The sequence below is a fragment of the Domibacillus sp. DTU_2020_1001157_1_SI_ALB_TIR_016 genome (assembly GCF_032341995.1).
Lineage (GTDB): Bacteria > Bacillota > Bacilli > Bacillales > Domibacillaceae > Domibacillus > Domibacillus indicus_A.
Map to the genome: position 1 here is coordinate 3,088,481 of NZ_CP135439.1, position 19,713 is coordinate 3,108,193.

General features: G+C 45.6%; 20 protein-coding genes. 5 read left to right on the forward strand and 15 right to left on the reverse strand.

The window, feature by feature from the left end; translation table 11 throughout:
* Window positions 1-8: 8 nt before the first annotated feature.
* Together RRU94_RS23940 and RRU94_RS23945 are read right to left on the reverse strand one after the other, a co-directional pair.
* Entirely contained in the window at window positions 9-1,022 is a 1,014-nt protein-coding gene (locus RRU94_RS23940; RefSeq protein ID WP_315693341.1) for a C40 family peptidase, read from the reverse strand.
* Window positions 1,023-1,202: 180 nt separating this feature from the next.
* Window positions 1,203-1,565 (reverse strand): YidH family protein, encoded by a 363-nt coding sequence (locus tag RRU94_RS23945; protein ID WP_315693342.1) that lies wholly within the window; start codon window positions 1,563-1,565, stop codon window positions 1,203-1,205.
* A 185-nt stretch (window positions 1,566-1,750) separates the two neighbouring features.
* On the opposite strand from RRU94_RS23945, the gene murB reads away from it, so the two are divergent.
* A complete protein-coding gene (gene murB, locus RRU94_RS23950; protein WP_410493062.1) occupies window positions 1,751-2,647 on the forward strand; it encodes a UDP-N-acetylmuramate dehydrogenase in 897 nt (298 codons plus the stop codon).
* A 55-nt stretch (window positions 2,648-2,702) separates the two neighbouring features.
* A complete protein-coding gene (locus RRU94_RS23955) occupies window positions 2,703-3,437 on the forward strand; it encodes a MurR/RpiR family transcriptional regulator (protein ID WP_315693345.1) in 735 nt (244 codons plus the stop codon).
* Window positions 3,438-3,580: 143 nt separating this feature from the next.
* Here RRU94_RS23955 and RRU94_RS23960 read toward each other — a convergent pair whose 3' ends face one another.
* Window positions 3,581-4,057 (reverse strand): C40 family peptidase, encoded by a 477-nt coding sequence (locus RRU94_RS23960; protein ID WP_315696119.1) that lies wholly within the window; start codon window positions 4,055-4,057, stop codon window positions 3,581-3,583.
* A 422-nt stretch (window positions 4,058-4,479) separates the two neighbouring features.
* Here RRU94_RS23960 and RRU94_RS23965 point away from each other — a divergent pair, with 422 nt between their 5' ends.
* The gene (locus RRU94_RS23965) at window positions 4,480-4,647 is read left to right on the forward strand and encodes a hypothetical protein (protein ID WP_315693347.1); all 168 of its coding nucleotides are present in this window, start codon (window positions 4,480-4,482) and stop codon (window positions 4,645-4,647) included.
* A 5-nt stretch (window positions 4,648-4,652) separates the two neighbouring features.
* On the opposite strand, the gene RRU94_RS23970 is transcribed toward RRU94_RS23965, so the two are convergent.
* The 12 genes from RRU94_RS23970 to pruA form a co-directional block, all read right to left on the reverse strand.
* Window positions 4,653-5,159, reverse strand: a complete 507-nt coding sequence (locus RRU94_RS23970; protein WP_315693349.1) for a flavin reductase family protein — start codon at window positions 5,157-5,159, stop codon at window positions 4,653-4,655.
* 198 nt (window positions 5,160-5,357) lie between these two features.
* Window positions 5,358-5,756: a DoxX family protein gene (locus RRU94_RS23975; RefSeq protein WP_251273737.1), complete on the reverse strand. Its 399-nt coding sequence runs from the start codon at window positions 5,754-5,756 to the stop codon at window positions 5,358-5,360.
* 181 nt (window positions 5,757-5,937) lie between these two features.
* Window positions 5,938-6,345 (reverse strand): Rrf2 family transcriptional regulator, encoded by a 408-nt coding sequence (locus RRU94_RS23980; RefSeq protein WP_315693350.1) that lies wholly within the window; start codon window positions 6,343-6,345, stop codon window positions 5,938-5,940.
* A 99-nt stretch (window positions 6,346-6,444) separates the two neighbouring features.
* A complete protein-coding gene (locus tag RRU94_RS23985; RefSeq protein ID WP_315693352.1) occupies window positions 6,445-6,819 on the reverse strand; it encodes a hypothetical protein in 375 nt (124 codons plus the stop codon).
* A gap of 4 nt (window positions 6,820-6,823) precedes the next feature.
* Window positions 6,824-7,507: a ribose-5-phosphate isomerase RpiA gene (gene rpiA, locus RRU94_RS23990; RefSeq protein WP_315693354.1), complete on the reverse strand. Its 684-nt coding sequence runs from the start codon at window positions 7,505-7,507 to the stop codon at window positions 6,824-6,826.
* Complete coding sequence (locus RRU94_RS23995; RefSeq protein WP_315693355.1) at window positions 7,504-7,800, reverse strand: DUF3219 family protein; 297 nt, start codon at window positions 7,798-7,800, stop codon at window positions 7,504-7,506. Before RRU94_RS23995 ends, rpiA begins: the two co-directional genes overlap by 4 nt.
* Window positions 7,801-7,936: 136 nt before the next feature.
* Complete coding sequence (locus RRU94_RS24000) at window positions 7,937-9,655, reverse strand: ABC transporter ATP-binding protein (protein WP_315693356.1); 1,719 nt, start codon at window positions 9,653-9,655, stop codon at window positions 7,937-7,939.
* Window positions 9,656-9,681: 26 nt separating this feature from the next.
* On the reverse strand, window positions 9,682-10,497 hold the full coding sequence (locus RRU94_RS24005) for an ABC transporter ATP-binding protein (RefSeq protein WP_315693357.1): 816 nt from the start codon (window positions 10,495-10,497) through the stop codon (window positions 9,682-9,684).
* Window positions 10,498-10,631: 134 nt separating this feature from the next.
* Window positions 10,632-12,236: a M20/M25/M40 family metallo-hydrolase gene (locus RRU94_RS24010; protein WP_315693358.1), complete on the reverse strand. Its 1,605-nt coding sequence runs from the start codon at window positions 12,234-12,236 to the stop codon at window positions 10,632-10,634.
* Window positions 12,237-12,336: 100 nt separating this feature from the next.
* Complete coding sequence (locus RRU94_RS24015) at window positions 12,337-13,650, reverse strand: Glu/Leu/Phe/Val family dehydrogenase (RefSeq protein WP_315693359.1); 1,314 nt, start codon at window positions 13,648-13,650, stop codon at window positions 12,337-12,339.
* A 191-nt stretch (window positions 13,651-13,841) separates the two neighbouring features.
* Window positions 13,842-15,044 (reverse strand): ornithine--oxo-acid transaminase, encoded by a 1,203-nt coding sequence (locus RRU94_RS24020; protein ID WP_309090933.1) that lies wholly within the window; start codon window positions 15,042-15,044, stop codon window positions 13,842-13,844.
* Between the two features lie 22 nt (window positions 15,045-15,066).
* Window positions 15,067-16,614 carry an L-glutamate gamma-semialdehyde dehydrogenase gene (gene pruA / locus RRU94_RS24025; protein WP_315693360.1) on the reverse strand — a complete coding sequence of 516 codons (1,548 nt, stop codon included), beginning with the start codon at window positions 16,612-16,614 and terminating at the stop codon, window positions 15,067-15,069.
* A 210-nt stretch (window positions 16,615-16,824) separates the two neighbouring features.
* Here pruA and RRU94_RS24030 point away from each other — a divergent pair, with 210 nt between their 5' ends.
* The gene (locus RRU94_RS24030) at window positions 16,825-18,234 is read left to right on the forward strand and encodes a sigma-54 interaction domain-containing protein (protein WP_315693361.1); all 1,410 of its coding nucleotides are present in this window, start codon (window positions 16,825-16,827) and stop codon (window positions 18,232-18,234) included.
* A 99-nt stretch (window positions 18,235-18,333) separates the two neighbouring features.
* A complete protein-coding gene (gene rocF / locus RRU94_RS24035) occupies window positions 18,334-19,239 on the forward strand; it encodes an arginase (RefSeq protein ID WP_315693362.1) in 906 nt (301 codons plus the stop codon).
* Window positions 19,240-19,713 lie beyond the last annotated feature (474 nt).

Consider the following 19,713-nt stretch of genomic DNA (forward strand, 5'->3'; position numbering starts at 1 on the left):
GGTGCTTTTTATTTTGTGTTCATCGCATTGTAGATGGCCACTGTAAATGCTTCACGTGTTGCATTGTGTGTTCCATAAAACCTGTCGCCTTTAAAAAAGCCGGTTTTATCAATAGAAGCCATAGAAACGATGCCTTCGTATGCCCAATGGCCTGCCTTAATGTCTGTATACACAACATTTGCTGCCGCCGTTTCAGACACTTTTAAGTTAAAAGCACGCTGGATCAAAGATGCCATTTCGTTTCTTGTCATTTCTTCTTCTAAGCCGAATGTTTTATCTCCGTAGCCATTCATAATGCCCGCTTCATGAACCGCTGCTATATCTACAGCAAACCGGTTTGTTTTCGGCACATCGGTAAAGTAGCTCATTTTTTCTGGTTTCAAGCCAAGTACACGGTTGATAATAGCTGCGGCTTGTCCGCGCGTTATTTTTTCGTCCGGCGCGAACGTATCGATTGTAAATCCGTTAATAACTCCCTGTTCCGTCAATGATTTAATTGCATTGTACGCAAGGTCTGTTTTTTCTATATCTGTAAACCATTCCGGTGCTTGCTCTTCAATCACACGTTTAGCGCCTGCATACTTTGGAGACCAGTAGGGATCACCATCTAGTGGAACAAGCGCGATGCCTTTGCTTGATGTGGCATTCAATACTTGGTTGTTGCCTGCGTATACCCCAACATGGGAGATGCCTTTTTTATATGTGTTAGCGTAAAAAACAAGATCGCCAACCTGAAGATCGCTTTTGGCTACTGCTGTGCCCACATTGTACTGTTCACCTGTTGTGCGTGGCAAAGAAATGTCAGCAACATGTTTATAAATATATTGAACGAAACCGGAGCAGTCGAATCCTTTTGGCGTTGTGCCGCCAAACACGTACTCTACACCCATGAACGTTTTCCCAAAAGCAACAACTGATTCACCAATGGACGCGGCTTCTGCTTTAACAGATGCCAATGGGGACAGGCTAAAAAACAAGATGACCGCTAAAAATGAAAGAATTGCTTTCTTGCAACTGTTCACTATGTACCTCCTAATTTCCCATTCTTTTTTCTCTACTTAATTCCTCATAAATCTTATTTTAGCAAAAATAAACATTACGATGTTTTACGGTAAAATTACAAATTTCGATCTTTTTGTAATAATTTATCCTTATTTTCCCTAAAAACCTCATAAAAAAAAGAACTGGGGAGCACAGTTCTTTTAAGAAAAAACAAATAATATATACACTCCGAACAGCAAAATTAAAGTGACAATGATACCTGTCAGGAACAAAATACTCGCTTTTTCAGGCTTAAACATTTCGTTGTCTATCGCCCTGGCTTTAACAAAATAACTGCGTGTAGAAAAAGCAAGGACCAGCAGTCCTGATAGAATAGCAGCAAACCCGACTATGTCTGCCAGGAGATCGGCACGTGTCGAATGCCGGGACAAAAAACTAAAGTGAAGGTTGCTGATTAAAAACCCAATTCCTATAATGGCAATGGCCGTTCTTGTCCATGCCAAATAAGTGCGTTCATTCGCCAAATGCTGCTGAACAAAAGCAGCGCTTTTTGTTTTTGTCATTGTGTCGATTCCCTCCTCTTTAACCGTTTAAGGCAGGCACCCATTTGTCTATACTTACATACAATACCCTGAAAAATGGGGAACATTTCTCAAATCGTGAAAGATCATTAACGAATTCCCTTATATCCTTTATAATAGAGAGGATTATGAGAAAAGGAAGGTGAGCAGCTATCGATGCGCTGCAAATTGCAAACGACTTAAAGAAGAAAGTGGATGAACAGTCTGTGTATCCACTGTTTCCATTGCATAAGCACACATATACGAAAACAGGCGGGGTAGCCGATGTTTTCATTAAGCCTAAACATATAGACGATCTACAAACCGTTATCTATTACGCAAAAGAACATGCGCTTCCACTGACAATTCTAGGAAACGGCTCAAACGTACTTGTCCGGGATAAAGGCTTGCGCGGTATCGTCATTGCCCTTGAATACTTTGACCAAATTCATGTGGACGGCACGACGATTACGGCAGGAAGCGGGGCAAAAATCATTGATGTTTCCCGCACGGCACTCGATCATCATTTAACCGGTCTTGAGTTCGCCTGCGGCATTCCGGGTTCAGTAGGCGGGGCTCTTGTCATGAATGCCGGCGCTTATGGAGGCGAGACGTCAACGGTGCTGAGAAAAGCAACGGTTCTTTCTTATGACGGTGACTTGATCACGCTTGGAGAAGATGATTTTCACTTCGGCTACCGCAAAAGCATTTTCACAGAAAAAGACTACATTATTCTAGAAGCAGTGTTTGAATTAAAACCAGGCCGCTTTGAGGAAATTAAAGAAGCGATGGACACCTTTACTGCGCTCCGCGAATCAAAACAGCCGCTTGAATATCCGTCCTGCGGAAGTGTATTTAAACGCCCGACCGGTTATTTCGCCGGCAAACTGATTCAAGACAGCGGCTTGCAGGGAACCCGGATCGGCGGCGCGGAAATTTCTAAAAAGCATGCCGGCTTTATTGTAAACGTGGACGGTGCTTCTTCTACGGACTATTTAAACTTAATCCGTTACGCGCAGGATCGTGTACGCGAAAAATTTGGTGTAGAACTTGAAACAGAAGTAAAAATTATCGGCGAAGATTAATCAAAAGCCGCTTCGGTCGACCGAAGCGGCTTTTTGTTCGTAAGGGGGGCTTCACTTGTTTACAAATGAAATGATTTCATCGTTTAATGAGCTTGAAACCGCCGTCTATCAATATGTATCTAAAAATGGGAGCAAAGTCATTTATATGCGTATTCGGGAGCTGGCAGCGGAAACACATGTCTCAACAGCGACCATTCTGCGTTTTTGCCGAAAAACAGGCTGTGATGGTTTTACAGAGTTTAAAGTTCGGTTAAAGCTTTATTTAAAAGAACAGGAGCCATGTGAGCCCAAAAGCATGCACCATTCTGTCACAGATTTTTTTGAACGGTCGCTGAACGGGCCGATTGAAGATCAAATGCTCGAAGCAGCCCGCATAATGTCCCTTTCTGACAGCATTATCTTTATTGGAATCGGCAGCTCGGGGATTTTAGCTGAGTACGGTGCCCGCTACTTTTCAAGCCTTGGCAAGCTGTCCCTTTACATAAAAGACCCGCACTACCCGATTCATACAAACTTTCTTCAAAACAGTACGACGATTGTTCTGTCTGTATCCGGTGAAAACGAGTATACCGTTCGTCATACCCACCAAATGCGTGAAGCGGGCAGCACCATTATCAGCATTACAAATAATAAACATTGCACCATTGCCAAAATGTCTGATATTAACCTTTCCTACTATGTTTCAGAGGAGCGGTTTGCACACTCCAATATTACGACGCAGGTGCCGGTTGTGTATATCCTTGAATCACTCGCCCGTGAACTGTACAGGCTTTCAAATATCCAAAAGTAACCAAACCGGACTGCCAGCAGACAGTCCGGTTCTATTCACAGTCCTTCTCCGGCTACTAGAATCATAAGCTGATATCAGGCTAAGCTGTCGCAGCTTTTCTTAACACAAGGCCGATTATTCTATTAATTTATCTATAGTGCTTGTTATTTGACAATTCTTTTAGCACCTATATACCGTTCCTTCCAATACGTATCGCTCATTTTCACTACTTTTACTCCTTTGGAGGTAGCACCAATAAAAGTGCCGTTTTTATAATAAATGGCAGCAAATGATACCTTTCCTTTTGTGCCGGTTGCATAAAAAACTAAATCGCCGGGTTTGAGCTGGCTTCGGCTTACCGGGGTTCCGATTTTATATTGGTCAGCGCTTGTGCGCGGAATCGTCATTTTCGTTGCGGCATTTTTATAAACATACTGTGTAAACCCGCTTGCATCGAATCCTTTTGGTGTTGTTCCTCCGTGCTTGTACGGGTTTCCTACATACCTTTTGGCCACAGCCGCTGCTTCTTCTCCATAATTGATTGTTGCAGATGCACTTGAGGCTGAACCAAACACAAAAGCTATTGCCAGAGACAAAATTGCTAGAACTGCCGCTGCCCATCTTACCCTTGATCCGTTCATAACCAATGCTTTTCCCCCTTGAAATGAAAATGAACCACAAAAGTAAATATATGAGCGTATCCTTTTTTCATTCCAATAAAATTTAATTTGTAAAAATAAAAAGCATAGGCGAATAAGTTCGTCTGTGCTTTGAGACTGTCGAAAAATTATATGGATGACCGTGCACATGAATGGGATAGATCGGCGGCGTCCGGGCAGCTCCGCTTTCCATGGGGCAGGCGCTGAGCCCGACTTCGCCTGGCGGCTCCACCGGTCTGCGCCGCCCTTCCGCCGCCAAGTGGCTTGCGACAAGATTGGATAGAGCCAATAAGGTTGTATCTTTCTATTTAAAAAAGAGAAAATGTCTATTCAGCCTGTGCTTATTGGTCTTCAATACCACTTAGTGAAGCCTACCCGACGAAGACTCCTGCGGGGGAAGTACAGTGAGTCGGGAGACCCCGCAGGCGCAGCCGAGGAGGCTCCCGTACTGCCCTAAGGGGCGCGAAGTCCAGCCGGCTTCACTTATCGGCTCTTCTTTAAAAGCGAAAGATTTTGTCTACACACTGAAAGCACAGGCGAGCAAATTCGCCTGTGCTTTCCTTTCTATCTAAAAAAACTACCTTGAAGCGTAAAAAGTGGCCGGAATCGAAGCAAAATGGCGGCGATGATACAGCATGGGGTCTTTTTCCGCATCAATTTGAATGGTGTCTACTTCTCCAATCAAAATCGTATGATCGCCCGCCTCCACCGTTTGAACGGTTTGGCATTGAAAAACAGCAAATGCACCTTCGATAACCGGCAAATGGTGTTCAGGTGAAAAATTCCATTTACATGTGCTGAAACGGTCGGCTCCTTTTGTCGCAAACGTCATACAAATATCTTTTTGATTGCCCGCTAAAATGTGTACGGCGAACGTGCCGTTTTCCATAAAAGCTGGCAGGGTTGCAGCTTTATGGTCAATCGACCATAAAATCAAAAGGGGATCAAGTGATACAGAAGCGAATGAATTCACAGTCAGGCCAGCCGGTCTATCATTTGAGTCCACCGTTGTCATAACTGTGACACCGGTCGGGTAATTGCCCATTGCATCTTTGAACAACTGCTGTTTTTGTTCGTCTGCCATTTTCCTTCCTCCTTTTAATCAAAGACCTGCTTTTATCGTATCGCGGTTTGGTTCACTTTACCACTTCAAAAACAAAAAGACCGCCTTGTTGAACAGACGGTCTTTTCTTTATACTCTTTTTTCACACTAGGGAAGCGGCAGCTTTTACTTCCGCTGTAATGGGAACCATCCCTGCTGCCCTCTTCCTATTTTGTTTTTTTAACCAAGCAGCGCGTCCAGCGCATAGCGTCCTGGGCCCGTTAGGGCAATACCGATGGCAACAGCCAGCAGCACTAAATTGTACTCATAGCCATTTTGTGTGCTCCAAAAACCGTTTGGACCATGTACTTTTACAATCGCAACAACCATTGTCAAAGCAATTAATACACCAGCAAGCGGTGTGAGCAAACCAAGCGCAAACAGGGCACCGCCGACGAATTCTGAAAGCCCTGCGATCAGCGCCATGGCGTAACCAGGCTTCATGCCGATGGAGTCAAACCAGCCTCCCGTTCCTTTTAAGCCGTAGCCTCCAAATGAGCCAAATAGTTTCTGCGCGCCGTGTCCGACAAACGCAAGCCCAATGACTAAACGAATAATTAACAATCCTGCATCTAACATTCTTTCTTCCTCCTCTTTCATTATCTTGAATTCGAGATATATAGTTAAAAAAAGTTCGATATATTCCACTAACGTTTTGGTTATTTATCTTGAATTCGAGATAATCATATCAGCTTTTTTTCAAAACGTCAATTACTTTTAGAAACTTTTTTACTTTTTCTCAAAAAGAAAACCATCCCTGTTATAAGAGATGGTTCATAACATCTTTAAGGGTCTGGCTGCTTAACTCCTGCTCCATCGCAGACTGAGCCCGCCCAAACGTGACGTCGAGCGCAGACTGAATATTTTTTCCGACCGCACACTCCGGGTTCGGTTTTTCATGGATGGCAAACAATTCTTCTTTCGGCTCAACGGCTCGAAAAATATCCATAAGGGTAATGTCTGCCGGATCCTTCGTCAGAGCTGCGCCTGTTTTACCGGCACGTGAGGTTAAAAGACCGGCTTTGCGAAGCATGCCCATAATCCGCCGAACGACAACGGGGTTTGTATTGACACTCCCTGCCATCCATTCTGATGAAACCGTTTCACGGGGATTAGATGCAATGAGAACCATAATATGAATTGCTACTGCGAGACGGCTGTTGATCATTTTTTTCACCACCATTTGTTCTTATTTTAGTTACACTTAAAATCCTTGTCAAACAAGCGGGAAACCCTTTACCACTGCAAAACAAAGACCGCTTTTAATTTAAAAGCGGTCTTTTTCTTCGTTTTCATATCGTTCATATAACGTATCGAGTACTTCATCGACAACATCTTGAACTTCACTGGCGAAATGAACAAAAATAAACTGCATGGCTTCTGCTTCCTCCATAAACCGCTCGCCTTCGGGGCCATAGGCACTGAAAAATGGAACCGTAAAATGAACATCGATTTCTTCGCTGCCCTCTTCTTTTCCAAAGCCTTTTACCATAAAATAAATATCCAAGTCACCGACATGCTCACCTTCTCGATCTTTAAAGCTGACCGTCTGGCAATACGTTTCGTTATGTTCTCCCAGCTCAATTCGTTTCTCTTTTAAGCTGCCCTCTGCCAACACTTGAATGCCGCTTACTGAATACATCCTATCACTCCTGTTTTGTTCGTTTTTTAACCTGTATCTCTTGTTTTTCATTTACAGTAATGATCGTATCCGCCATGTCGATAAACAATCCGTTTTCTACAACACCAGGGATGAGATTCAATTCCCGCTCCAATTCTTCAGGCGACGCAATAAGACCAAAATCGCAGTCAAAAATATAATGCCCATTATCAGTGATATACGGCTTTCCTTCTTTTACCCGTAATGCAGATGCCCCTCCTAAAGAACGGATTTTTTTCTCTGTCATCTTGTATCCGAATGTCTCGACCTCAACCGGAAGAGGAAACCGCCCGAGTTGTTCGACCATTTTAGAAGGATCCGCCACTACTACAAATCTCCGTGCGGAAGAGGCAATGATTTTTTCCCGCAGAAGCGCTCCTCCTCCGCCTTTGATTAAATGAAAAGCAGGATCGGCTTCGTCAGCGCCATCGATAGCCAGATCGAGCTCGTCCACTTCCTCCAGGCTGAGAAGAGGAATTCCGCATTCTTTCGCTAATTGTTCCGTTCGAATCGACGTAGCCACGCCTTGAATGGACAAACCCTGTTGAACGAGCCCGCCTATTTTCTCAATGGTATACCGTACTGTACTGCCTGTTCCAAGACCAATGATCATGCCGTCTTCTACAAACTCCGCCGCTTTTTCACCGACGAGCTGCTTTTCCGTTGTCATTGGCCGATCAGTTCCAGACTGAATGTCCCTGTTGCGCCCGCTTCATATAAATTCGTTACCGAGGTAGAATACGTGTGAATCATGGCCGGAAACTCCATTCCTTTTTCGGGCACCTTCACTTGAAAATCATTTTCATATAAAAGAACCGTTATATCATGATACTCTTCGCTTGTGACGCGAAATTGAAAGCTGATTTTTGGCACTTTTGCACCCGTCTTTTTATTTACAACCGTTTCTTCGTGAAAGTTCTCCACCTGAATCGGCGTATCATTCAAGATCACTTGCTTCACCATTTTTCACTCAGCTCCTATCTTTATCGTTAGAGCCATTATAATGCTCCTTTTTTAATTGAGCCATTTTTTCGCTTCACTGCTCTCATTTAAATAAAAAACCTTTCACTGCTCCAAACAGTAAAAGGTTTTAATAAGCTTATACGTGGCCGAACTGCGCTTCATGCAAACGCCGATAATGGCCGTTTTGCTCGAGCAGTTCATAATGGCTGCCTTGTTCTTCAATGCCTGATGGCGTAACGACAATAATCCGGTCGGCATGCTTGATTGTAGCGAGCCGATGGGCAATCACAAGCGTTGTCCGCCCGACAGACAGCTCCGAAAGCGCCTGCTGAATGGCAAGCTCTGTTTCCGTATCAAGAGCAGACGTTGCTTCATCCAATATTAAAATCGGCGGGTTTTTCAGGAAAATCCGCGCAATGGCAAGACGCTGCTTTTGGCCGCCCGACAGCTTTACGCCGCGTTCGCCAATGACCGTATCGAGTCCATCTGGCAAAGAAGAAACAAATTCATCAAGACGCGCCCGTTTTAAAGCGGACAGGATAGCTTCTTCAGACGCACCAAGATCTCCATATAAAATATTTTCACGAATCGTGCCAGAAAACAAGAATACATCCTGCTGCACGATCCCAATTTGACGACGCAGCGACGCAAGCGACATTTTTCTCGTGTCGAGCCCATCAATTGAAATAAATCCTTCCTGCGCATCGTAAAAACGCGGCAGCAAGCTGCACATAGTCGTTTTACCAGCACCGGACGGACCGACAAACGCCACTGTTTCTCCGGCTTTAATCGACAAGCTGATATTTTGGAGAACCGGCTTTTTCCCTTCGTACCCGAACGTCACGTTATGGTAGCTGATGTCGCCATGTACTGCGTCTACGTCTATGGCATCTGGTGCATCCGCTACATCGGGAGCCGTCTGGAGCAGTTCCACATAGCGTTTAAAACCGGCAATTCCTTTCGGGTAACTTTCAATAATGGCATTAATTTTTTCAATCGGACGGAAGAAAATATTAGATAGGAGAATAAATCCGACAAATTCACCGTAGGTAAGCTCACCCTGCATCACAAAATACGTTCCGCAAATAAGTACAAACAGTGTAATCATGCGCATAAGCATGTAGCTGATTGACATATTCTGCGCCATAATTTTATAGGAGATAAGCTTTGTCAGCCGAAATCTTCCATTGTTTTCTTCAAATTGCTTCTTTTCATGTGTTTCGTTCGCAAAAGCCTGCACGACACGAATGCCGCCCATGCTGTCTTCAATACGGGCATTGAAATCAGCAATGTCACCAAAGAGCTGGTGAAAAGCCCTGGTCATTTTTTTATTGAAGAAAACAGCAAGCCATAACACAGCCGGCACAATAATAAATGTTAACACGGCCAGCTTCCAGTTGATTGTCAGCATAATGCCAAACGCTCCGGTGAGCGTCATCAGTGCAATAAACAAATCTTCCGGCCCATGATGTGCCATTTCACCAATTTCCATTAAATCACTTGTCATCCGTGAAATAAGATGGCCTGTTTTTGTGTTATCAAAAAAACGGAATGACAGCTTTTGCACATGGGCAAACAGTTTGCTGCGCATATCTGTTTCAATATTAATGCCGAGCATATGCCCCCAGTATGTAACCACGTACTGAAGACCAGCGTTTACAATATAAATAAACAGCAAGCCAATGCTTGCGGCTACAATTAAATTCCAGTTTTCCCCGGGCAGAAGTGTATCAATAAAATAATTCACAACGAGCGGAAATGCGAGCTCTAACAGACCCGCAAATACCGCACAAAAAAAGTCTAAGAAAAACAGTTTCTTATATGGACGGTAATACGAAAAAAAATACTTAATCACACAGTCACCTGCTTTATTGAATTCCTTTAGCGGCTTCCTGCCAGCGCAAGTTCTGGTGCTTTTGCCAAGTCATAGGTTAAACAAACTGGCTTGCCGGAACGAGGATCGCGGACAATTTCCGCATCAATTTGAAAAACAGAACGCAGATTTTCTTTTGTCATAACCGTTTCTGGCGTTCCCTCGCATATGATACTGCCTTTTCTCATCGCGACGAGGTAATCGGCGAAGCGTGCCGCGTGGTTTAAATCATGGAGCACCATCACAATGGTCCGGCCTTCCCGTTCATTTAATTCCTGTAAAAGCTCCAGCACTTCCAGCTGATGGGCCAAGTCTAAGTAGGTCGTTGGTTCATCGAGTAAAATCAAATCTGTTTCCTGTGCCAGCGCCATCGCGATCCAGACACGCTGACGCTGTCCGCCTGAAAGCGCGTCAATTTCCCGGTCACGGAAGTCCGCCGTACCGGTTACATCCATCGCCCACTGGATCACTTCTTTATCGTGTGCGTTTAGTGCGCCAAAGCCTTTTTGATGCGGGAAGCGGCCGTATGAAATCAGCTCATAGACAGTTAGTCCAGCTGGAGCTTCCGGCGTTTGCGGCAAAATAGCCATTTGCTTCGCGATTTCTTTTGTGGACAGACGGTGAATGTCCGCACCATTTAAGTACACCGAACCGCTGTTTTGATTTAAAAGACGTGCCATTGTTTTGAGCAATGTGGATTTCCCGCAGCCGTTCGGCCCAATAATCGTTGTTACTTTTCCCGCTGGAATATCGACGGTTAAATCCTCGACGATTGTCGCAGCCCCATAGCCAATGTTTACTTGTTCCGCACGCAGCTTGCTCATTTCTTCCACCTCGTTTACGTTTTTCCTTTATCATCTATATCGGACGGTTGCAATTGATAATCAGTTTCAATTAAAAGTTATCATAAAATTGCCTGCTCTGTCCAGACTTTCGAAGAAAAAAGCCTTGAACGGATTCAAGGCTTTCTGTGTTTAATCCATTTTTCTAAAAGAACAGGAAGCTGTTCAAAAGCATGTTTCATGTGAAGCCGTTCTGTCCGTTTGTGGGCATCTTTGCCGAACGGCCCGATGTTTAAAACCGGTGCTTTGAGCTTAGCCATATCGGCAAATGGAATGGAATAGCCGTCCTGCCATACAGGTGTATTTTTTTCAAACGCCTGCCAGCCTTCTCCCTCGCCGTTTCCATTCACATAACTTAAATCACAAATGCCGTTAAAGTAATGGACCCGTTCAATCGGCAGCCCAAACTCTTTTTGGGCCAATGTTGTTAGAAACTCGACGGCTTCTTCTACGAGCGCCTCACCGGAAGAATAAACAGCGGGATAAAAAGGAGGCGCAAACAGCAGAATAATGGCTGGTGCCAGCTCCTGTGACTGGATAATCAGTTTATCCGCGATCCGAAATGACTTTTCCCGATCGTCCCATTCTTCCCGAGTGTACACATCCGCTTTGATTTCTTCTATTGCTTCTTCTCCCAGTTTATCGATTGAGTAGCGCAGCAGCTCTTCGAAGCGGATGACACGGACCTTCCCTACCGGCTTCACACCGTGCATTTGGCAGATTTGTTCATAGGCAGCATTACATTCTCCGGCTGCTTCTTTAGCAATTTGTTCAAATCCTTCTATTATATGTTGTGCTGTCTGCTTCATTAAAAATACGTTGTAAAGAGCAGATGAACGGTATGGCGTCTGCGTTGAATATTCAAGACGAAGATCTTTTTGCTGCAGGGTGACGGGAAGCGGTGTTGTTTCACCAAGCTCCGTTTCTTGAAACAGGGGGTTCCATTCCATTTTTCGTGTTAAAAATGACGCGATGTAAGGGGACGTTAATCCGTTAAATGGCTCGCCCGCATGTGTTTCACGTCCATAAAAAAGGGCACCCGGCATAATTTTTCCAATCGTACCCGTATAGACCTTACGCGTCCTATCACCCGGCTCCTGAGAAAAAACAGGCTCGCTATTTAAAAATAGTTCATATTCAAGATCAAATTCCTCTTGAATTTCCAACAGTTTCGGCACAGCGGCGCGCATTCCAGCTGAGTTTACTTCTTCATCCGGCACGGTTAACAGCAGCAGATTGACGGGCCATTGTTCCACACTTGCTTTCTCAATAAGCTGCATATGCAAAGCCAGCCCCATTTTCATATCCATCGTCCCGCGTCCGAATAAATACTCACCTGATTGCAAATCAGCCAGCACGTCCGGCGGCAGATCATTCGGCCGCTCCAGCCAGTAGGCAGTCAATTCCTCCGGCTGCGTCGCCAGCGGCTCCAACTCGCCATATTCTTCTGTACTGACTGTGTCAAAATGGCTGATCAAGCAAATGGTGCGCACAGCTTTTGGATGTTTGTAAAGCGCCGTTAAAAACCTCCGCCGCAAATCAGCTGGATGAAGGGACAGGTGCTCAGGATGCTGCTGAAAATAGTGAAGTCCGAGCAGCTTCGATTGCAGCTTCATTGGAAACTGCCGCTCATCCTCAGACAAGGTGATGCTTTTCCAGCTGACAAGCTCATCCAGCAGGGCACGAAGTTTTTCTGGTGAATCCCATAGACGCTTTTTCATACCGATCAATCCCTTTCCAAATAAAAGAATGTCCCTTCATTTTGGGACATTCTTTTACTTTTTTCAATTTTCGTGGAAGAAAGACTGCCAGACTCTTTATTTACACCCATCCTCTGAATGTCGCTGCTTCCGCCGCACGTTTAATGCCGACAATATAAGCTGCAAGCCGCATATCAACCCCATGTATTTGCGCCGTTTCATAAATGAGGTTAAACGAATCGACCATTCTCTTTTGCAATTTTTGCATAACCTCTTCTTCTGACCAGTAATACCCTCCATTATTTTGCACCCATTCAAAATACGAAACCGTTACGCCTCCAGAGCTTGCCAAAATATCCGGAACAAGCAAAACGCCGCGCTCGGTTAATTGTTTCGTTGCACCAATCGTCGTCGGGCCGTTCGCTGCTTCTACAATAATTCCTGCCTTGATGCGCTCTGCGTTTTCTTCCGTGATTTGGTTGGAAATGGCCGCTGGAATTAAAATGTCACAGTCAAGCTCCAGCAGCTCCTGGTTTGAGATCGTGTCTTCGAACAGATTTGTCACCATGCCAAAGCTGTCGCGGCGGTCCAGCAAGTAGGGAATATCAAGCCCATTTGAATCATGAATACCGCCAAGCACATCCGAGATACCGATAATACGAGCGCCTTCATCATGCAAAAACTTGGCCAGGAAGCTGCCGGCATTGCCAAATCCTTGAATGACAATACGGGCGCCTTCAATTTTTATTCCTTTTTTTCTGACCGCTTCTCTTAAGCACATGACGACTCCCTGTGCAGTTGCCGTTTCCCGGCCGTGAGATCCGCCAAGTACAATTGGTTTTCCGGTAATAAAGCCAGGAGAATCAAATTCCCGTATATGGCTGTACTCATCCATCATCCAGGCCATAATTTGCGCGTTTGTATACACATCTGGAGCCGGTATATCTTTGGTCGGCCCGACAATCTGGCTGATTGCGCGTACATAGCCGCGGCTGAGCCGTTCAAGCTCACCAGCTGACATTCGCTGCGGATCGCAAATAATGCCGCCTTTTCCACCGCTGTAAGGAAGACTGGCAATCCCGCATTTAAGTGTCATCCAAATCGATAGCGCTTTTACTTCTTCTTCCGTCACGTTCGGATGAAACCGGACGCCGCCTTTGGTCGGGCCGACTGCGTCACTGTGCTGGGAGCGAAAGCCGGTAAACACCTTTACATGCCCATCATCCATTCGGACTGGAATCCGAACTGTCAGCATCCGCATAGGTTCCTTTAATAATTCGAAGACACTTTCAGGGTATCCGAGTGTATCAAGTGCTTTCTTTATAATCGTTTGGGTAGATTGAAACAAGCTGCTTACTTGTTTTTGCTTTTCTTCATTTGGAATCGCTGCTGATTTTTGAACAAGCGGCTTTTCTTTTATTTCGTTTTTCAGCATGGGCATCGCGGCCACCTTTCTATTTGATCTTATGAAAAAGAATGCAAGGATTATGCCAAAAACAGCGGACGCTATTTCAAAGGGATTAGCCTTCGGAAAAATAAAAATAGACAATAAATTTTGCGTATAGCAGAAAAATTTATTGTCTGGAAGCAAAAAAGAAACCGGCGGATTTATCCGCCGGCTTCTTATTAAGCAAAAATCTTTTGAATTTTTTCGATGGCCCAATCGAGATCTTCTTTAGAAATAATCAACGGCGGAGCAAAACGGATCACCGTTTCATGTGTTTCTTTGCATAAAAGACCTTCCTGTTTTAAACGCTCGCAGTATGGACGAGCTGGCTCTGTCAGCTCAACGCCGATAAACAATCCGCGTCCGCGCACTTCTTTAATTGCCGGATGTGTAATCGCTGACAGCTTTTCTTTAAAGTACGTACCAAGTTCCAATGAACGCTCTACAAGCTTTTCTTCCTCAATCACTTGGAGTGAAGCGAGCGACACCGCACACGCAAGTGGGTTGCCTCCAAAAGTAGAACCATGCGATCCAGGGTTAAACACCCCTAATACGTCTTTGTCTGCCACAACACAGGAAATCGGGAATACTCCGCCGCCCAATGCTTTCCCAAGAATCAGCATGTCTGGAACAACATCTTCCCACTGGCAGGCAAACAATTTACCGCTGCGGGCAAGGCCGGCTTGAATTTCATCTGCAATAAACAGCACGTTTTGTTCTTTACACAGCGTTGAAGCTGCTTTTAGGAAGCCTTCCGGTGGAATGACAATCCCAGCTTCACCTTGAATCGGTTCAATTAAAAAGGCAGCTGTGTTAGGGGTAATGGCTGCTTCAAGCGCGTCGATATCGCCATATGGGATCAGCTTGATTCCGGGCAGCATCGGTCCAAAACCGCGTTTATATTCTGCTTCTGAAGAAAGCGATACAGCAGTCATTGTCCGCCCATGAAAATTGCCGACACAGGCGATGATTTCAGCCTGGTTTTCTGCCACACCTTTTACGTCATATGCCCAGCGGCGTGCTGCTTTCACTGCTGTTTCTACCGCTTCCGCTCCAGTATTCATTGGCAGAGCCATATTTTTACCCGTTAATTCACAAATTTTTTCATACCACGGACCAAGCTGGTCATTGTGAAAAGCACGTGAAGTAAGTGTAACCCGGTCTGCCTGGTCTTTTAGTGCCTGAATAATTTTCGGATGACGATGCCCTTGATTAACAGCGGAATAAGCGCTCAGCATATCCATGTAACGATTGCCTTCCGGATCTTTTACCCATACCCCTTCTGCTTCCGACACAACGATTGGCAGCGGATGATAGTTATGCGCCCCAAATTGCTCCGTTTGTTCAATGATTTTTTTCGATGAGTTTGTTGCAGATGTCATTTTCTTCTCCCCCTTTTTAAGTTTAAAAAAATTCCGAAATCGTTTTTCCCTGCATGTGAAGAATCAAATAATCCGGGCTTCCTGCTTTTGAATCGGTTCCTGACATGTTGAAGCCGCCAAATGGCTGGTAACCGACAATGGCACCTGTGCAGCCGCGGTTAAAGTAAAGGTTTCCGACGTGGAACTCTTTGCGGGCTCTGTTAATATGTTCACGATTGTTGGAGATAAGTGCTCCGGTTAAGCCGTAATCCGTGTTGTTTGCAATCTCCAGCATGTGATCGAAATCTCTTGCCTTGCAAAATGCGACGACCGGGCCAAAAATTTCTTCCTGCATAAGGCGGTCCCGTTCCCCTACATCAGCAATAATCGTCGGCTCAATAAAGTAGCCGGTTTCATCATTCCCATTTCCTCCGGTTACAAGCCGGCCTTCTCCTTTGCCAATTTCAATGTAGTTCATAATTTTTTGGAATGCCCGTTCGTCAATCACCGGGCCCATATACGTATCAGCAGATTCCGGGCTGCCCAGCGTTAACGTTTTCGTTAAGGCCGCTGCTTTTTCGAGCACTTCATCATATACATCTTCGTGAATGACCGCGCGCGAGCCAGCAGAACATTTTTGGCCGGAAAATCCAAAGGCTGAATAAACAATAGATGTTGCGGCAAGATCCAAATCGGCGCTGCTGTCAACAAGCATTGTATCTTTGCCGCCCATTTCTGCAATGACCCGCTTCAGCCAAATTTGTCCTTCCTGCACTTTTGATGCCCGTTCGTAAATACGGCAGCCAACGGCACGAGAGCCGGTAAACGAAACGAAGCGTGTTTTCGGATGCTCTGTTAAAAAGTCACCAATTTCGGCACCGCTGCCCGGGATATAATTCAGAACGCCCGGCGGAAGACCTGCTTCCTCCATCACCTCTACAAATTTTGCCGCAATAACCGGTGTGGTTTCTGCCGGTTTTAACAGAACAGTGTTGCCCGTTACAATGGCTGCGACTGTTGTGCCGGCCATGATGGCCAGCGGAAAATTAAACGGTGAAATCACAATGCCGACACCAAGCGGAATGTAACCGAACTCATTATGCTCACCCGGACGGCTTTGAACGGGTGATCCCTTTTTCAGCTCGTTCATTTGGCGTGCATAGTACTCCAGGAAATCAATCGCTTCCGCTGTATCTGCATCTGCTTCTTTCCATGGTTTTCCTGCTTCTTTTACAAGCCATGCCGAAAATTCATGCTTTCTGCGCCGGATAATCGCAGCTGCGCGGAATAAAATCTGAGCGCGTGCTGACGGATCTGTATACTGCCACGTTTGGAAAGCAGTGAGCGCTGCCTGCATCGCCTGCTCGGCTTCTTGTTTACCTGCCATTGAAACCGTTCCGATCACTTCTTCCTTGCGTGCCGGGTTGATGGATGCTGTTTTCGTTTCTGTCTGTACACGCTTTCCATTAATGACAAGCGGGTATTCTTCACCGAGCTTTGTATTTACAAACCCAAGCGCCTCTTGAAACGCCTGCTTGTTTTCTTCCACACTAAAATCAGTAAATGGTTCGTGCTTGTATGCGATTACCATGATGATCCCTCCAGAAAAATAACTGTCTCGCTTTATACTATGCAAGAAGCATGCCATTTTTTTAACGTGCGGAAGATCAGCTTTTGTTTCCTTGAAACTCTTTCAATACGCAAAATTATTTTGCATGTGACGAAAAAATTTGCCTTTTCAGTCTATTTTTTTTGCTCTATAGTGAATGAGAGCAACACACCTGAAACGGAGGACTCCGGGATGAAAGAAGATCAGCTGCATTTTATGAACGCCTTATATGAATATATTATGGATCAAGTCGACGTGGGGATTCATGCGATTGACGAAGAAGGGAAAACCATTATTTATAACCGAAAAATGCGTGAAATCGAAGCAATGGACACGCAGGATGTGCTGCACAAAAATGTACTGGACGTATTTATGTTTCCCGAAAACCAAAACAGTACGCTCGTCCGGGCACTGCAGCAGGGAGAAGAAACCGTCAATGTAAAACAAACATACTTTAATAATAAAGGAACGGAAATTACAACTATTAATCATACATTTCCGTTCCGGGAAAAGGCTGAAATCCGCGGTGCCGTTGAAATGGCTAAGGATGTTACGAAAATTGAACGCCTCATGCGCAGCAGTACCCGAAAGGAGGATACACGCTTTACATTTGACAGTATTATCGGCAAGAGCGATGCCATACAGGAAGTGATCGAGCTGTCCAAGCGGGCTACCCGTACTTCTTCCTATGTGCTTGTCGTTGGCGAAACCGGCACAGGAAAAGAACTGTTTGCACAAAGCATCCATAACGGGAGTGCCCGGGCTTCAGCACCGTTTATCTCACAAAACTGCGCGGCGCTGCCAGACAACTTAATTGAAGGGCTGCTATTTGGTACCACAAAAGGGGCTTTTACCGGAGCCATTGACAGCGCCGGCTTGTTCGAGCAGGCAGAAGGCGGCACGCTTCTTCTTGATGAAATCAACTCAATGAATATTCACCTGCAGGCGAAGCTGCTGCGTGTTCTTCAGGAAAAAAGGGTCAGACGGATCGGCGGCACGAAAGATATTTCAATTAACGTCCGGATTATCGCCACGATCAATGAAGACCCTATCGATGCAATCGCAAACGATCACTTGCGCAAAGATTTATATTACCGGCTTGGAGTAGTGACCATTTTTATTCCTCCGCTTCGCGAGCGCTTGGATGACATTCCGCTGTTAATCGAGCAATTTATCACGAAATACAATGCACTGTTTGATATGAAAGTACTCGGTGTAAAGCCGGAAGTGCTAGATGCTCTCAATGCGTATCATTGGCCTGGAAACGTGCGGGAGCTTGAGCATGTGATCGAAGCATCCATGAATTTGCTTTTAGACGAGGAATGGATCGAATATGATCATCTCCCTTATCACTTCCGCCATAAATCAATGACAAGCGACCAGTCTGCACCCGTATCAAAGCTTGCCTCATTCCTTAATGGCGACGAAGAAGGAACCACTCATTTGAAAGATCAGCTGGATGCCTTTGAAAAATACTACATTGAGCATTTCCTGCATAAGAACCAATGGAGTATTTCCAGGACCGCTAAGCAGCTGGGCCTGAGCAGGCAAAGTCTTCAATACCGTTTAAAGAAAGTCGGCCTCTCTTCAAAAAATGAATAAACAAGTATAAATACTCCAAAAGATGCGTGCTTGAGCCATTTTATTTTTTGTATGTTTACTAAAACAGCAGGGCATTTACGATGCAAAGGGGACATTTACATGCAAAAGAAACAAGTGTCAATCATAGGGGTACCAATGGATTTAGGGCAAACACGCCGGGGTGTCGACATGGGTCCAAGCGCCATCCGCTATGCGGGACTGACAGAGCGAATCCGCACGCTTGGATATACAGTCCACGATGAAGGCGATATTAAAGTGGAAATTCAGGAACGGGCCATTCCAAAAGAAACAGCCAACTTAAAAAATTTAACAGCGGTTGCAGAGGCTAGTGAAGCGCTGGCAAAAAAAGTGGAAGAAACGGTCAGCCAGGGCCGCTTTCCGCTTGTACTCGGCGGTGATCACAGCGTGGCAATCGGAACGCTTGCAGGCATCGCAAAAAAACATCAAAGCCTCGGCTTGATCTGGTATGATGCGCATGGCGATTTAAACACAGCGGAAACCTCTCCATCCGGCAACATTCACGGGATGCCGCTTGCCGCGAGCCTCGGCATCGGACACCGCTCTCTCACCCATATTGGCGGCTATTCTCCGAAAGTAAAGCCGGAGAATGTGGTAATTATTGGGGCAAGGGATTTGGATCATGGTGAGCGTGAGCTCATTAAAGAAAAAGGAATTAAAGTGTACACCATGCATGAAATAGACCGTCTTGGCATGACAACCGTTATGAAAGAAACCATCGAATATTTGCGTGAGCGCGCCGATTATGTTCATCTTTCATTGGACCTTGATGGGCTTGATCCGACAGAAGCACCGGGAGTGGGGACGCCTGTTGCAGGCGGGCTCAGCTACCGCGAAAGCCACTTGGCGATGGAAATGCTTGAGGAAGCGAACATCATTACGTCAGCGGAATTTGTGGAGGTCAACCCTATTTTAGATGAGAAAAATAAAACAGGCGATGCAGCAGTGGCGCTTATTGCTTCTCTGCTTGGTGAAAGACTTCTTTAAAAAAACGCCGCACAACCCTGTGCGGCGTTTCAGTGTGTAGGCAAAGTCTTTCGCTTTAAAAAAAGAGCCGACAAGTGAAGCCTGCCTGACTTCGCGTTCCACGGGCAGTGCGGGAGTCTCCTCGGCTGCGCCTGCGGGGTCTCCCGACTCACTGTACTTCCCGCAGGAGTCTTCGTCCGGCAGGCTTCACTAAGTGGTGTTGAAGAGCAATAAACAAACACTGAATAGACGTTTTCTCTTTTTTAAATAGAAAAACACGACCTTGTTAGCTTTATACAACCTTGTCGCAAGCCACTTGGCGACGGGAGGGCGGCGAAGGACGAGCGGGCAGCTCAGACCGGTGGAGCCGCCAGGCGGAGTCGGACTCAGCGCCTGCCCATGGAAAGCGGAGCTGCCTGGACGCCGCCGATCAGCCCATTCATGTGCACGGTCACCCATATAATTTTTCGACAGTCTGACGCCGCACAACCTATA

What these genes read in the sequence shown, in the direction of transcription:
- RRU94_RS23960 (WP_315696119.1), bottom strand. Translation starts at nt 4,057, where the DNA reads ATGAACGGATCAAGGGTAAGATGGGCAGCGGCAGTTCTAGCAATTTTG.
- rocF (WP_315693362.1), top strand. Translation starts at nt 18,334, where the DNA reads ATGCAAAAGAAACAAGTGTCAATCATAGGGGTACCAATGGATTTAGGG.
- RRU94_RS23970 (WP_315693349.1), bottom strand. Translation starts at nt 5,159, where the DNA reads ATGGCAGACGAACAAAAACAGCAGTTGTTCAAAGATGCAATGGGCAAT.
- RRU94_RS24005 (WP_315693357.1), bottom strand. Translation starts at nt 10,497, where the DNA reads ATGAGCAAGCTGCGTGCGGAACAAGTAAACATTGGCTATGGGGCTGCG.
- RRU94_RS23945 (WP_315693342.1), bottom strand. Translation starts at nt 1,565, where the DNA reads ATGACAAAAACAAAAAGCGCTGCTTTTGTTCAGCAGCATTTGGCGAAT.
- rpiA (WP_315693354.1), bottom strand. Translation starts at nt 7,507, where the DNA reads ATGACAACGGAAAAGCAGCTCGTCGGTGAAAAAGCGGCGGAGTTTGTA.
- pruA (WP_315693360.1), bottom strand. Translation starts at nt 16,614, where the DNA reads ATGGTAATCGCATACAAGCACGAACCATTTACTGATTTTAGTGTGGAA.
- RRU94_RS24015 (WP_315693359.1), bottom strand. Translation starts at nt 13,650, where the DNA reads ATGCTGAAAAACGAAATAAAAGAAAAGCCGCTTGTTCAAAAATCAGCA.
- RRU94_RS23995 (WP_315693355.1), bottom strand. Translation starts at nt 7,800, where the DNA reads ATGGTGAAGCAAGTGATCTTGAATGATACGCCGATTCAGGTGGAGAAC.
- RRU94_RS23975 (WP_251273737.1), bottom strand. Translation starts at nt 5,756, where the DNA reads ATGTTAGATGCAGGATTGTTAATTATTCGTTTAGTCATTGGGCTTGCG.
- RRU94_RS23985 (WP_315693352.1), bottom strand. Translation starts at nt 6,819, where the DNA reads ATGTATTCAGTAAGCGGCATTCAAGTGTTGGCAGAGGGCAGCTTAAAA.
- RRU94_RS24020 (WP_309090933.1), bottom strand. Translation starts at nt 15,044, where the DNA reads ATGACATCTGCAACAAACTCATCGAAAAAAATCATTGAACAAACGGAG.
- RRU94_RS24030 (WP_315693361.1), top strand. Translation starts at nt 16,825, where the DNA reads ATGAAAGAAGATCAGCTGCATTTTATGAACGCCTTATATGAATATATT.
- RRU94_RS23980 (WP_315693350.1), bottom strand. Translation starts at nt 6,345, where the DNA reads ATGATCAACAGCCGTCTCGCAGTAGCAATTCATATTATGGTTCTCATT.
- RRU94_RS24010 (WP_315693358.1), bottom strand. Translation starts at nt 12,236, where the DNA reads ATGAAAAAGCGTCTATGGGATTCACCAGAAAAACTTCGTGCCCTGCTG.